Source organism: Phocaeicola oris (assembly GCF_021295095.1).
Classification (GTDB): domain Bacteria; phylum Bacteroidota; class Bacteroidia; order Bacteroidales; family Bacteroidaceae; genus Phocaeicola; species Phocaeicola oris.
In genome coordinates this window covers 1-15,183 of the sequence record NZ_JAJLQX010000020.1, presented here as the reverse complement: position 1 = coordinate 15,183, position 15,183 = coordinate 1, and the positions used below count along the sequence as shown (strand labels likewise).

Annotated in this window: 8 protein-coding genes; all 8 read left to right on the top strand. The window is 39.5% G+C overall.

Annotated features, from left to right (window positions below; translation table 11 throughout):
- Nucleotides 1-77 precede the first annotated feature (77 nt).
- The 8 genes from metG to LO761_RS10055 all read left to right on the top strand — a co-directional run bounded on the left by metG (nucleotide 78) and on the right by LO761_RS10055 (nucleotide 14,922).
- Nucleotides 78-2,117, top strand: coding sequence for a methionine--tRNA ligase (gene metG, locus LO761_RS10090; RefSeq protein WP_272818166.1), 2,040 nt, complete (start codon nucleotides 78-80; stop codon nucleotides 2,115-2,117).
- A gap of 56 nt (nucleotides 2,118-2,173) precedes the next feature.
- Nucleotides 2,174-3,622: a lipopolysaccharide biosynthesis protein gene (locus LO761_RS10085; protein WP_272818165.1), complete on the top strand. Its 1,449-nt coding sequence runs from the start codon at nucleotides 2,174-2,176 to the stop codon at nucleotides 3,620-3,622.
- The gene (locus tag LO761_RS10080; protein WP_272818164.1) at nucleotides 3,615-4,448 is read left to right on the top strand and encodes an O-fucosyltransferase family protein; all 834 of its coding nucleotides are present in this window, start codon (nucleotides 3,615-3,617) and stop codon (nucleotides 4,446-4,448) included. The genes LO761_RS10085 and LO761_RS10080 overlap by 8 nt, the downstream gene beginning before the upstream one ends.
- A complete protein-coding gene (locus LO761_RS10075; RefSeq protein ID WP_272818163.1) occupies nucleotides 4,445-5,332 on the top strand; it encodes a glycosyltransferase family 2 protein in 888 nt (295 codons plus the stop codon). The genes LO761_RS10080 and LO761_RS10075 overlap by 4 nt, the downstream gene beginning before the upstream one ends.
- A gap of 10 nt (nucleotides 5,333-5,342) precedes the next feature.
- Nucleotides 5,343-6,254, top strand: a complete 912-nt coding sequence (locus LO761_RS10070; RefSeq protein WP_272818162.1) for a glycosyltransferase — start codon at nucleotides 5,343-5,345, stop codon at nucleotides 6,252-6,254.
- A gap of 542 nt (nucleotides 6,255-6,796) precedes the next feature.
- The gene (locus LO761_RS10065) at nucleotides 6,797-9,841 is read left to right on the top strand and encodes a SusC/RagA family TonB-linked outer membrane protein (RefSeq protein ID WP_272818161.1); all 3,045 of its coding nucleotides are present in this window, start codon (nucleotides 6,797-6,799) and stop codon (nucleotides 9,839-9,841) included.
- Nucleotides 9,842-9,867: 26 nt separating this feature from the next.
- Nucleotides 9,868-11,487 carry a RagB/SusD family nutrient uptake outer membrane protein gene (locus LO761_RS10060; RefSeq protein ID WP_272818160.1) on the top strand — a complete coding sequence of 540 codons (1,620 nt, stop codon included), beginning with the start codon at nucleotides 9,868-9,870 and terminating at the stop codon, nucleotides 11,485-11,487.
- A 99-nt stretch (nucleotides 11,488-11,586) separates the two neighbouring features.
- Nucleotides 11,587-14,922, top strand: coding sequence for a beta-L-arabinofuranosidase domain-containing protein (locus LO761_RS10055; RefSeq protein WP_272818159.1), 3,336 nt, complete (start codon nucleotides 11,587-11,589; stop codon nucleotides 14,920-14,922).
- Nucleotides 14,923-15,183: the final 261 nt, after the last annotated feature.

Genomic DNA, 15,183 nt, shown 5'->3' with positions numbered 1-15,183 from the left:
TTATTAATAAGTTAGTCGGTAAATTTCACTAACTTTGCGCAATAATATATAAGGAAATAAAAACGTTATAAATCTATATGGAAAAGAATTTTAAAAGAACGACTGTGACGGCAGCACTACCTTATGCCAACGGTGGTGTACATATTGGGCATTTAGCCGGAGTTTATGTACCGGCAGATATCTATGTCCGTTACTTACGACTGAAAAAACAAAATGTAAAATTCATCTGCGGTTCTGACGAACATGGAGTCCCAATTACTATTCGCGCGAAAAAAGAGGGGATAACTCCAAAACAAGTCGTTGACCATTATCATAAATTAATCAAAGATTCTTTTAGAGACTTTGGTATCTCTTTCGACATCTATAGCCGTACCACTTCTGATATTCAAACAGAAGTAGCATCAAACTTTTTTAAGAAATTATATGATGATGGGAAACTAATTGAGAAAGAATCAGAACAGTATTATGATGAAGAAGTTCACCAATTTTTAGCCGACCGTTATATTATGGGAGAATGCCCGTATTGCCATAATCCAAATGCTTATGGTGATCAATGCGAAAAGTGTGGTCATGACCTTTCTCCAATGGAACTAATCAATCCCCGTTCTACTATAAGCGGATCAAAGCCTGTCATCAAAAAAACAAAAAACTGGTATCTGCCTTTAAACGAGTATCAGGATTGGTTGAAAAAATGGATTCTGGAAGGGCACAAGGAATGGCGCCCGAATGTATATGGCCAATGTAAGAGCTGGTTAGATATGGATCTACAACCTCGTGCTATGACTCGTGATTTAGATTGGGGTATTCCTGTTCCGGTTGAAGGAGCTGATGGAAAAGTTCTATATGTTTGGTTCGATGCTCCTATCGGTTATATCTCAAATACCAAGGAACTTCTTCCGGATGAATGGGAAAAGTGGTGGAAAGATCCGGAAACCCGTTTGGTCCACTTTATCGGAAAAGATAATATTGTGTTCCATTGCATTGTTTTCCCGGTTATGTTGAAAGCCCATGGAAACTATATCCTTCCTGATAATATTCCGGCTAATGAGTTTTTAAATCTGGAAGGAGATAAAATCTCAACCTCCCGCAATTGGGCTGTATGGTTAGACGAATACTTGGTCGACTTCCCGGGGAAACAAGATGTACTCCGCTATGTCTTAACAGCTAATGCTCCTGAGACAAAAGATAACGACTTTACTTGGGAAGATTTCCAAGCGCGAAATAATAACGAACTCGTTGCTATTTATGGAAACTTCATTAATCGTGCATTGGTTCTTACTCAAAAGTATTTTGATAATAAAGTACCTGACAAAGGAGAATTCCTACAAATTGATAAAGATGCTTTGATGGAATTTTCTGATGTAAAGGAAAAAGTAGAGAAATTACTTGATAATTTCAAGTTCCGTGACGCACAAAAGGAAGCCATGAACTTAGCCCGTATAGGAAATAAATATTTAGCGGATACAGAACCTTGGAAGGTTGCAAAGACAGATATGAATCGTGTTGCGACAATTCTAAATTTATCTCTCCAGCTGGCTGCTAATTTAGCTATCGCATTCGAACCGTTTCTGCCTTTTAGCAGTAAGAAGTTACGTGATATGTTGAATATCAACGAATTTGATTGGAATCAATTAGGAAGAATAGATTTATTGGAGACAGGTCATCAGTTGAATAAGCCTACGTTGCTGTTCGAAAAGATTGAAGATACCGTCATTGATGCACAAATGAAAAAACTTGATGATATTAAAAAAGCTAATATGGCCAACAGCTATACTGCAAATCCTATTAAGGAGACAATTGCTTATGAAGACTTTGAGAAATTGGATATTCGCGTAGGAACAGTCCTCGACTGCAAAAAAGTTCCAAAAGCCGATAAATTACTTCAGTTCACTATTGCAGATGGTTTGGAAAATCGCACTATCGTTAGTGGCATTGCAAAGTTCTATAAACCGGAAGATTTAATTGGAAAGCAAGTATGCTTTATTGCTAATCTTGCTCCAAGAACGTTAAAGGGCATTGTAAGTCAAGGAATGATTTTAAGCGCAGAAGATTTCGATGGCAGTATTTCGGTAATTACTTCCACAAACGAAGTAAAATCTGGAAGTCAAGTAAAATAATATATTATATAAAATAGGGCGGATGAAAGTCCGCCCTTACCATATTTCTAAGATACATGTACAAACAGTCCTTAAAAGAAAAAACAGCAAAAGGTCTTTTATGGGGAGGGCTGAACAATGGTTTTCAACAATTGCTCGGCTTGATTTTCGGTATTATTCTTGGACGGCTGCTCTCGCCAAGGGAATATGGTATGATAGGTATGATTAGTATTTTCGCTTTAATAGCGAATGCCTTACAGAGCAGTGGATTCAAGAATGCTATTGCCAACTTAAAAGAACCGAAACATGAAGACTACAACTCCGTCTTCTGGTTTAATATCATCGTGGGTACATCCTGCTATATTATTCTCTTCTTTTGCGCACCTCTCATTGCTATGTTTTATCATAATGATGAACTTATTCCACTATGTCGTTACGCCTTTCTGAGCATTATCTTTTCCTCTTTAGGTACTGCCCAGTCTGCTTACCTGTTTCGTAACTTAAAGGTAAAACAACAAGCTATAGCCGGAATGACTGCGGTCATCATTTCCAATATCATTGGTGTGACTATGGCATGGAAAGGTTATTCATACTGGTCGTTAGCTACTCAATCATTGGTATATATCTCGTTGAACTCTCTGTTATTATGGTATTACTCTCCTTGGAGGCCAACACTTCAGATAAATTTCATCCCCGTAAAACGAATGTTTAAATTCAGCAGTAAAATACTGGGTACCACCATTCTTACTCATATCAACAATAACATTCTTTCTGTCTTGCTCGGGCGGCATTTTACTCCAAAAGAAGTTGGTAATTATAATCAGGCATATATCTGGGATTCTAAATGCTATTACTTAATTCAAGGAATGGTCGATCAGGTTGCACAGCCTGTATTTACCACCGTATCGAATGAGCAGGAACGCCAACTGAATATTCTTAGGAAACTGGTAAGGTTCACTTCTTTCATATCTTTTCCACTATTACTCGGATTAGCTTTGATTTCTCGCGAATTCATTGTGTTAGCTATTACCGAGAAATGGCTCACTTGTGCAGGTTACCTTCAAATTCTCTGTATCAGTGGAGCTTTCATGCCATTTTATACTATTTTTTCCAACCTGATTATCAGTAAAGGAAAGTCGGGAACGTATTTAATGCTTACCTTAGCATTTTGTGTGTTACAAATCGTATTGATGCTCATGCTTTATCCTTATGGTATTTTGTCAATGATCATTGCATACGTCATTCTGAATATCTGCTGGGTATTTGTTAATCATCACTTTGTTCGTTCGTATACGGGGTATCGATTTATGCTGTTTCTGAAAGATATTCTTCCGTTTTTCCTCATAGCTTTAGGAGTGATGACTATTACTTACGCGCTTACCTCTACTATCACCAATCTGATCGTTTTACTAATAACAAGAATTATCATTGCCACAATACTCTATATAACCATAATGAGATTAGCAAAAGCTGAGATTTTAAATGAGTGTATCCAATTTATATTCAGGAGGAGACGCCATGAGTAATTTAACTTTAATACCGGTTGGTGGGCTGGCCAATAGAATGAAAGCAATAGATGCCGCAACAAGTATGACCAACAAATTGAAATGCAGCTTACATATTATCTGGTTCAAAGATAAAGGATTGAATTGTTTGTTTAAAGAACTATTCCAACCGATAGATTTACCCTATGTAGAACTGAAAGAGGCAAAAATATTCGATTCCATCGTGCTTGACCGTCCTCGAAAACATAATTTATGGATTCCTAAACTTTTCCAGTCCTTCCTTTTTGACGAGTGCATCTATGAAGATAAAGCTACAATGCTTTTCTATAATCACTTCGATTTTCGCGCTTGGGTGAAAGGAAAAAAGAATTATCTGGCCAGTTGCGTTTACTTTCAGCCAAACAAAAACAGTCATCCTTTTCATATCTTCCGCCCTATTGGCTCTTTACAAAAGCGTATTGATTCCATTTATCAGTCTTTTGGCAATCACACCATCGGCATCCACATTCGGCGAACCGATAACATAGCCTCGATAACAGAAAGTCCGACTGAACTTTTTATCAACCGGATACAAGAAGAAATTGCGCAGGAACCAAACGTTCAATTTTATTTAGCTTCCGATTCGGAAGAAGATAAACGTATTCTAATAGATAAATTCGGGAAAAGAATCATTACTTCTGTGAAAAAAACAAGTCGAAACAGCCTGCAAGGAATGCAAGACGCACTTGTTGAACTATATGTTCTTTCTAAAACAAAAAAAATACTGGGTTCTATGAAAAGTTCCTTTTCTGAAACAGCTGCACAAATCAGTGGCATACCATGCGAACTATTAAAGAAAACCGAATGAAAATTATTGTCATCATAGTATCCTACAATTTTGAGCGATGGATTGACCGTTGCTTAGGTAGTCTTCGCACGTCGGAACGCACAGCAGATGTGATTGTTGTGGACAATTGTTCACAGGATTGTACAGTTCAACGAATTAAGAAGGATTATCCGGAAGTCCGGCTGATTCAAAGCAAAACAAACCTCGGATTCGGACGCGCCAATAATATAGGAATGAAAATTGCACTGGAAGAAGCATACGATTACGTATTCCTTTTAAATCAAGATGCTTGGATCGATAAAAATACCATCGGAACCTTAGCTGATTTAGGCGAGAAGCACCCTGATTTTGGAATTATCTCACCCATTCATCTGACAGGAAAAGGAGACCAACCGGATTTCGGATTTGCGGATTATACACACCTTAAAAGCAAAGAAGAGATTCCGACAAGCGATTATGCCGAAATTCCATTTGTCAACGCTGCTTTCTGGATGATTCCCACCCATGTACTTCGAACAATAGGAGGCTTTTCTTCTTTATTTCACCACTATGGAGAAGATGTTGACTTTGTGAATCGTCTTCATTTTCATGGTTTTAAAGTTGTTTACGCTCCGGTATTCGGATACCACGACCGGGAGAAAAGAGTTGTTACCAAACCTATGGAATTCAAGGCAAATACAGTTTACTTACTCACTGCTTACGCCAATATTAATCATTCCTTTGGATATTGCTTCGTAAAAGCCATTGGTGGCGGGTTTCAACAAGTGGTCTATGCCATTCAACGGAAAGAGTTAAATGATGCTTGGAACTATTTCAAATACACTTTCCAACTACTCGCAAAAAGTTTCCATATATATAAGGTAAGAAAATATGTTGTCCGAAAGGATCCAACTTTCATTTTATAAAAAAACAATCATGAGTTACGCGCCAATTCTCTTATTCGTTTATAATCGATTGGAACACACCAAACAATGTCTCTTTTCCCTCCAACAAAATGTATTGGCAAAAGAAAGCGAACTATTTATCTATTCGGATGCGGCAAAGCATCCGGAAGAGGAAAATAAAGTCGAAGAAGTACGAAAATTTATCCATTCCATCGAAGGATTTAAGTCGATTACCATTATCGAACGGGATACAAATTGGGGATTAGCAAAGAGTATTATTACAGGGGTAACTGATATGGTAAACAAGTTCGGAAAAGTGATTGTTATAGAAGACGACCTCATTCTTTCCCCTTATTTTCTTCTGTTTATGAACGATGCTCTGGAGATTTATAAAGATGAACCGAAGGTTGGGCACATTCAAGCATGCGATTATATACAAGACAACCGTCTCCCCTACACTTTTCTTATTAAATGGACGGGCAGTTGGGGATGGGCAACGTGGGCTCGGGCATGGAAATATTTCAATCCGGACGGGAAGGCATTGCTTCAACAATTGGAAAAACAAAGACAGACAAAGATATTCGACTTTAACGGTCGATACGGATATACACGCATGTTACGCCGGCAGATAAAAGGCAAGAACAATTCGTGGGCTATTCGCTGGAATGCGTCACTTTTCCTGAAAGATATACTCTCTCTGAATGTAGGACGATCACTGGTAAAGAACATAGGATTTGATGGATCCGGAACAAATGCGGGGGGAGGCGGCCTCTATTCTTCGGTTCTTTATATGAATCGCCTGCCCGTTGAGAAAATCTCTCCCATCGTTGAGAACAAACAAGCCCGGCAAGCCTACTCCGATTACTATGCACGCACAAATTCATTCCTCGCAAAAGCTATCCGAAGAATTAAACGGACTTTAAGAGGAGATTTCGGAGCTTAAAGAGGTGGATAAATGAATTAAAAGTTAATCATCTTCACTACTCAGAAAACAGATAATAAGGTAAACTTATGTTCCTAAAGTATTCATTTAAGTTCCATAAAGAGATCAGAAAAAGTGATGCGTATGAGTCAATAAAGTGATGCGTATGAATCGCCTAACTCATCCGCATGAATCGTTCAACTCATCCGCATGAACTGACCAACTCATCCGCATCACTTTTCGCTTTTATACGCATCGGAATAACAACTCTTCTTTTTGAATAGGTCTATTTAATTTATGGAACATTTTCTCTATAAGAATGCTTTCCGTATTATTCTTTTCATAACCCGAATGCGGCCCAAAGATATAGATATTTTACGACAGTCTTTCTAAGAAAGAATAGTCCAGACCTATGTTATACCTTCTCAATACATCTTATAATACGATTATTTCGACTATTTTGACATTCTTATGGACTATTGTTGCGTTCTATCAATAAGAAAAGTTTTTTCTTTGTGTCACATCAAAAGATACAATATTAATCTTTAAAACGATAATGTAATATGAAGACACATGAAAAACGAGTCTTATTCGGCAAAGCAGTCTTACGAGTTGCAGCCGGTCTATTCCTTGCAACAGGTGCCGGAATCTGTCCCGTACAAATGCTTGCGGAAACCGTAAAAACAACAAGCATCGAGGCTATGCAACAGCAATCTGTTACCATTACAGGTATTGTGAAAGACAAGAATGGCGATCCCATCATTGGTGCCAACGTGATTGAGAAAGGGACAACCAACGGTGTGATAACCGATATGGACGGTCGATACACACTGAATGTACGAGATTCACATTCTGTGTTATCCATTTCTTACATTGGCTACAAAACTCAGGAAATCACTGTCGGGAATAACCGCCAACTCGATATCGTACTCCATGACGATACAGAGCTGCTGGACGAAGTGGTGGTCATCGGTTACGGTACTCAAAAGAAAGGAGATGTGACAAGTGCAATCTCAAGTGTGAAGTCCGAGAATTTTGTCAAAGGAGCTGTGAGTGATGCCGGGCAGTTGATTCAAGGCAAAGTAGCCGGATTAAACATCTCTTTACCTTCAGGAGATCCTACCGGAAACTCACAAATAATGCTTCGTGGTATTTCATCTTTAAAAGGAGGAACTTCTCCTTTGGTATTGGTAGATGGAGTGCCCGGCAGTCTGAATACGGTGGCTCCGGAAGATATTGAATCCATAGATGTATTGAAAGACGGATCTGCCACTGCTATCTATGGAACTCGTGGCACAAACGGCGTTATTATTATTACTACGAAACAAAGCCGTAAAGAAATGCCCCCTACCATTGATTATAACGGATATATATCTGTTTCAAATATTTTACAGAGACCGGATTTTATGAGTGCCGACGATCTTCGTCAGAAATGGGATGAAGGATATATTTTCAATGGTGCCAATCTGAAAGATTTCGGGGCCAATACCGATTGGTTGGGAGAACTGACTCGTACGGCAGTATCTCACTCGCATAACTTATCTTTGAGAGGAGGCAGTAAAAATACCCATTATACGGCATCGGCCAATTATACCAAGCGCCAAGGAACTTTCATAAAGACAGACTTTGAAGCTATGAATGCTCGAATGGATGTCACTCATTCTATGTACGAAAACAAATTGACCGCTGACGTCAGTCTGTTGGTAAGCCAACATACTATGCCTCGAAGCTGGAATACCTATGCTTACAGACAAGCTTTAATTCATAATCCGACAGAACCAATAAAAGATGAAAAGAACAACTGGTTTGAGCGTGATTTATATTTCTACGATAACCCTGTAGGTTATATTCGCGAAACGATTGGTGAAATGAAACGTAAAAACATGCGTTTTAATGGTAGCTTGACTTTCCGACCGATTGAATCTTTGACACTGAAAGCTATGTATGCCCGTCGCAGCACAACAACCACAGATGGATATTATCAGACAAAGCAACATGTATCCACCACCAAGAACGGTCGTAACGGTTATGCCTACCGCTATGGTTCTGACTTCGATAATAACTTGATTGAATTGACAGCTCATTTTCAGAAAACGTTCGGAAATCATAATGTCAGTGCATTGGTAGGTTATAATTATGAAGACAATACGAATTCCAATATGTCAATGACTAACTATGATTTCCCAACAGATGCTTACTCTTACAATAAAATGGAAGCAGGTATGGCATTGAAACGCGGCGAGGGATCCATGAGCAGTTATAAGAGTTCCGACAAATTGATTGGTGTATTTGCACGCGTGAGCTATAATTTCAATGATCGTTATTTATTAATGGCCTCTCTTCGTCATGAAGGCTCTTCTAAGTTTGGTAAAGATCATAAATGGGGTAATTTCCCGGGCATATCATTAGGATGGAGAATCAATAGGGAAAATTTTATGAAGAACTTAAATTGGTTGGACAATTTGAAGTTTCGTGTGGGCTATGGCGTAACCGGTATTAATGTGGCTGATCCATACACATCACTTTCCGGCTTGAATTATGAAGGTGCTTTCTTATACAATGGCACATGGGTAAAAGCATTGGAAACGGTTCGAAACAATAATGCGGATTTGCGTTGGGAAAAGAAACATGAATTCAATATCGGTTTGGATTGGGATATCCTAAACGGACGAGTGGGAGGTACAATCGACTACTACACCCGTAAGACTAAAGACGCGCTTTGGGATTATCCTGTTCCCGTTCCACCTTTTATGTTCCCATCCATGCTAGCCAATGCTTCGGAAATGGAGAACAAAGGTCTGGAGATCTTAATTCGTGCCATTCCTTTTCAGAGTGAAAACTTTACTTGGAATACCAACATCTCTTATTCTACCAATACAAACAAAATCGTTGCTTTGTCAAGTGATAAATTCTCCATGACCCAAGATTATTTTTATTCCGGTTATACAGGTGAACCTATCCAGACAACCACTCATATTGTACAAGTAGGTAAGGCTATCGGTACATTCTATGGCTTGAAATCAGTTGATATTACTGAAGATGGCTTGTGGTTGGTTGAAAACAAGGAAGGAGAACATATATTAGCAACAGAAGCTGATGCTACAGACTGGCAGGTTTTGGGAAACGGAATTCCCAAACATTATCTGAATTGGAACAATACATTCAATTTTTATAATTTTGATCTAAGCGTAAATATGCGGGGAGCTTTTGACTTCCAAATTTTGAATTATCAACGAATGTTTTACGAAAACGCAAAACCGGAAATTCAATATAACCGTTTGAATTCCGCTTTTAACAAGGTCTACGGAAAAACCCAACTGAAAGATGAACAACGGTATGTAAGCTATTATATTGAAGATGGAGATTACTGGAAAATAGACAATGTAACTTTAGGATATACCATCAAGCTGCCCAAACAAAAGGTTATCAAAAATTTACGAGTATATGCATCAGTCTTAAATTTAGCAACCATTACCGGTTATAAGGGTATGGATCCGGAAGTTCCTTTGAGCAGTAGTAGCTATGGATTACTGGATGCCGGTACAGATAATCGAGACAAGTATCCTACCAATCGTACGTATACTTTTGGTGTTAACCTCACATTCTAAGTCTAATCATACAAAAGAGAACAATTATGAAACGATTAAAATATAGCGTTTATGCATTCTGCGCATCTGCAATGCTCAGTATGAGCAGTTGCTTTAATTTGGATGAGACCCCTTATTCGGAAATTGTTGAAGAAGAATATGTACCGACTGAAGCCGATGAAGTTGCGTTGTTAGCTACCACATACTCGAAGCTTCGCTATGTTATGGACTGGTATGGCCTGTTTGACTTACAAGAAGAACCAGGTGATGTAATTGTCACCCCCACTCGTCCCAACGGTTGGGACGATGGTGGTACTTACAAACAAATGCACAAGCACACATGGGATAATCAACAAGGACAGCCTCAAAGTACTTGGTCTGTTTGTTTCGAGGGCATTGCCAATGCTAATAAAATATTAAAACGTGCCGATGAAGGTTTCTTCTCGGAAAATAGTAAGCCGAAAATTGTAGCTGAAGTAAGAGCTATTCGTGCACTTTGGTATTCAATCTTATGTGACACTCACGGAAATGTGCCTATTCAGACTACATTTAGCGAAGATGTCCCTAACCAATCTACCCGTAAAGAGGTCTTTGATTTCATTATCAAAGAATTGACGGAGGTAATGCCTGAACTGTCTTCAGCTGTCGATAAAACTACTTATGGACGACTTACTCAATGGGGAGCCAAATGTCTGATGGCTCGTATGTATTTGAATGCCGAGGTATATACAGGCACTCCGATGTGGAACGAATGTCTGCAACAATGTGATGAAATTATCAATAGCAATTTATTCAAACTGGAATCGAAATACACAGATATCTTTAAGACAGACAATGCTGCCTGTGTGGAAACGATTTTTGCTATTCCATACGATGAGGTTTACAACTCCGGAGACAATAACGGACCGGTATTCGGAGCACACATGAAGTTTTTATCTTCAAACAGCCGTAAGGTATTCAACATGCAATCTACTCCATGGGGAGGCTCAGCCGCAAATCCTCAATTTATTAATAGTTATGACAAAAACGATATGCGTTTGAAGTACTCTTGGTTACAAGGTGACCAATACAGTCCTGACGGAGTTTTGATTACCACATTTCCCAATAAGCTACCGAGTATTTATAATACAGGGACCGATGACGGTTACCGTATAGGTAAATATGAAATTAAAATCGGTGCAAAAAGCTTATTAAGCAACGACTTCCCGTATTTCCGTTACGCAGAAGTATTATTAATGAAGGCAGAATGTTTGCTCCGTTTAGGACAGAATGAAGCAGAAGCCGCTAATCTCGTTTCGCAAATTCGCGAACGTGCGTTCAGTGAATCTGCTCATCCGGAGAAAGCAACGGTTGATGTGACTTGGTTAAAAGGAGATACACACATTCAATATGGTACACTTGATGAAAATGGTAATATTGATGCCGTAGGCAATACTGACCCTGTGGAGTTTGGTGGACTTTACGATGAATGGGGATGGGAATTTGCAGCAGAAGGTCGTCGTCGTATTGATATGATTCGGTTTGGAACTTTCCAAAAGAAGAGTTGGTTTAATCATGTTCCAACAGAAAATGATTTAAAAGGGAATTCCATTTTATTCCCTATTCATTTGGAAGATTTAAATAAGAATCCTAATTTACAACAAAATCCGGGTTATGCCGGCAGATAACGAATTGACATGTGAGCACTAATATGTTAGTGTGTAAAAGCCTGATTTTGTTTATTGAAATTGGGCTTTTATATACTAATCCTTATAAAAAAGATAAGAATGAATAGATTTTTTTCTTCTATAATGGGACTATGCTTATGGCTAATCTCTGCTAATGTATCTGCTTTGAGTTTAGGTGGAATAAATGTCCATAAAGTATGGACAAGTGATTCTGAGATACGAACTATTGCTTCGGTAGAGCCGATAGTGGTTCGCTGTCCTGTAGGGACGGTGCCTCGACTGCCTTACCAAGTATGGGTGACCTATTCGGATGGGAAGACCGAATTTCGCCAAACCAAATGGGATAATGCCACACTTGCCACGGAGCAACAAGAGGCTGATGCTCGCACTTATCCTGCGGGAAGTATATATACAATAAATGGTTATGTCACAGGCGACGATACTACAGATAACGGGTATCCTATTTCCGCGAGAATAGAAGTGACAAGCGAAGGGTATAAGACTCCTACCAAGCCCATAGCAAATACCATCCCATTAACTAATGTGACTATCGATGGTAATAACCGACTGGTATCGAATCGTGATTTAGCCATTAAAGAGATTGTAAGTTGGGATGTTACTCAGCAGCTGTATAATTATCGAGATACGTATGGGCTGAGTACAGAAGGATATACTCGTTCCGACGGGTGGGACTCTCCGGATATAAAGTTGAAAGGACACGGTTCCGGCCATTACATGTCGGCACTGGCGTTAGCCTATGCCGTTACGACAGACACTATACAAAAATCAATCTTACGAAACAATATCACCCGAATGGTCAATGAACTGCGTGAATGTCAGGAGCGCACTTTTGTATGGAGTAAAGAATTAGGAAGGTATCTTGAAGCACGTGACTTTGCTCCCGAAGAGGAGTTAAAAAAAATGAAAGGAACATGGAAGGACTTTGACAAATACAAGACTCAATGGAGTACTTATGGCTATGGTTATCTGAATGCCATTCCCGCTCATCATCCGGCACTTATAGAAATGTATCGCGCCTATAATAACTCCGATTGGGTATGGGCTCCTTATTATTCCATTCATAAACAATTAGCCGGACTGATAGATATAGCCACTTACATGGATGACAAGGCTGTTGCCGATAAGGCTCTTTTGATAGCCAAGGATATGGGGTTATGGGTGTGGAATAGGATGCATTATCGTACTTATGTGAAGATGGATGGTACACAAAATGAACGTAGAGCCCGGCCGGGCAACCGTTATGAAATGTGGAATATGTACATTGCCGGAGAAGTGGGCGGTATCGGAGAATCTTTGGCACGTCTTTCAGAGATGGTTGATAATCCGGAAGAACGTATGCGCCTGATAGAAGCTTCCAATTGTTTTGATAGTCCGGCTTTCTATATTCCTTTATCGAAAAACATCGATGATATACGCAATCGACATGCCAATCAGCATATTCCAATGATTATTGGGGCATTAAGAAGCTATCTGACCAATAAAAAACCCTTCTATTACAATTTGTCTGAGAATTTTTGGAGCCTGATACAAGGTCGCTACCGCTATTCTACCGGCGGCGTAGGCAACGGAGAAATGTTCCGTCAACCTTATTCGCAAATATTAAGTATGGCCATGAATGGAATTTCTGAAGGAGAAAGTCACCCGAACCCGAATATTAATGAGACTTGTTGTGCCTATAATCTACTAAAACTGACCAAGGAACTAAATCGCTTCAATCCGGACGACGCGCGATATATGGATTACTATGAGCGTACTCTTTATAATCAAATTATCGGTTCGCTACATCCTACATGTTATCAGACAACTTACCAGTATGCCGTAGGGTTGGACGCTTCCAAGCCTTGGGGAAACAAGACACCACAATCTTCCTGTTGCGGTGGTACCGGATCAGAAAATCACGTGAAGTATCAAGAAGCTACATACTTCGTTTCGGATAATACTTTATGGGTGGCTTTATACATGCCAACCACTCTTCAATGGAAAGAGAAAGGAATAACATTAAAACAAGAATGCTTATGGCCGGCAGAGAGTTCTACCATTAAGATAGTGAAAGGAGAAGCTGACTTCGCGATGAAGCTGCGTGTACCTTACTGGGCAACCGATGGTTTTAATGTAAAAATAAACGGAGTGTCGATTGTTGATAATTATCAACCTTGTACTTATGTGGTAATTCCTTCTCGTCATTGGAAAGAAGGAGATATGGTAGAGATAACTATGCCGTTCACTAAACACATCGACTATGGACCCGACAAACTTCCTGCCGAGTTAGCCAACCAAGGGAAAACGCAATCAGAAGATTCTTGGGTAGGGACATTAATGTATGGACCATTGGCTATGACGGCTACCAATATAAGCAATTGGTCGGAAGCTGCCTTGAATATTGATTCTCGATTAGCTACCATCATGACAGTGAAACCGGATGGTATAGAGACAGGCACTAATGGTAATTTATATACTTTTACTCAAGGCGGGCACGTTTTCCAACCGGACTATTACCGCCACGACCACTCAACCCACTATTTCCGTATTAACCATATTGATTCTCCCTCCTCGGAATTAAAGATGGCCTTATCTACTAAGTTAAGGGAAGTAACGGCGTATAACAAAGAGAATTATACTAAAGCAACTTTCAACCGTCTAAAGAAGGCTATGAAAGAAGGAGAAAAAATAATGAGTAAATCAACGGTTACGGAAACCGAAATATCGACCGGCATGGCGGCTATTGACGAAGCTGTCAATGGTTTGAACACCTTTAAATTAAATAAAAGTAACCTACAAGCAACTATTCGTTCTGCTGAAAGTCAAGATTCCACCCTTTACACCACGGTCAGTTTCGAGACTTTGCGGACAGAACTTAATGTGGCTTACGAAGTAATGAACAGTAGTAATCAGCAGACAACAATCGATCATCGAACATTAGCCCTGAAAGATGCTATTGCTGCCTTAGTAAAGGCAGACAGTGTAAATAAAAACTCACTGAAGGAACTCCTGAATGTAGGAATGAAACGGATTAGCGAACAAGAGAGCTGGGAAGCCCTTACCGTTAAGGTACCGGAACATGCTCCTTGGGCACACTTTGGATTCTTCCGATTAAAACATGCGATGAAAGAAGCGCAAAACATCTATGATAATAAAGATAGAATTTATTCGCAAAACGAAATAAATGCAGCGATGGCAACACTGAATATGGCCATCAATACAATGCGTCCGGGTAACTTGCCTGAAATGGAAGATTTACGCCCTTTATCAGCTTTGCTAAGACGAGTGGGGAAGGTAGACGATTCCACCGAACCGGTTCTGAAAGAAGCGGTGGAATACGCACGGATGGTTATGAAATATGTAGCCGACGGTAGTGGAACGAAAGATATGATAGAGACTGCTGTAACTCGATTAAAGATGGCGACAGGGCAATGAATTGTCAATCTCATCAGACTCTTTGATCTTTGTCATAAAGAGATCAGTAAAAGTGATACGCATGAATCACCTACTCATATCAATGAATTACATGAGTTCGACATAAAATCAAAAAAAAGAGGGCTGAGCGCGTTACCGCGACCGGCCCCCTGATATTTAAAGATTATAAAGAAATTATTATGCAGTTTGTTTCGGACTGCATTATTCATTTAATGGGTAGTCCGTCTGGTCGCCCTTGGGAGCGGAAGGCTTCTTGGCGTT

Bases quoted from the DNA above. Each gene is read 5' to 3' on its own strand.
- LO761_RS10085 (WP_272818165.1), top strand. From the start codon at position 2,174: ATGTACAAACAGTCCTTAAAAGAAAAAACAGCAAAAGGTCTTTTATGG.
- LO761_RS10060 (WP_272818160.1), top strand. From the start codon at position 9,868: ATGAAACGATTAAAATATAGCGTTTATGCATTCTGCGCATCTGCAATG.
- LO761_RS10065 (WP_272818161.1), top strand. From the start codon at position 6,797: ATGAAGACACATGAAAAACGAGTCTTATTCGGCAAAGCAGTCTTACGA.
- LO761_RS10080 (WP_272818164.1), top strand. From the start codon at position 3,615: ATGAGTAATTTAACTTTAATACCGGTTGGTGGGCTGGCCAATAGAATG.
- LO761_RS10070 (WP_272818162.1), top strand. From the start codon at position 5,343: ATGAGTTACGCGCCAATTCTCTTATTCGTTTATAATCGATTGGAACAC.
- metG (WP_272818166.1), top strand. From the start codon at position 78: ATGGAAAAGAATTTTAAAAGAACGACTGTGACGGCAGCACTACCTTAT.
- LO761_RS10075 (WP_272818163.1), top strand. From the start codon at position 4,445: ATGAAAATTATTGTCATCATAGTATCCTACAATTTTGAGCGATGGATT.
- LO761_RS10055 (WP_272818159.1), top strand. From the start codon at position 11,587: ATGAATAGATTTTTTTCTTCTATAATGGGACTATGCTTATGGCTAATC.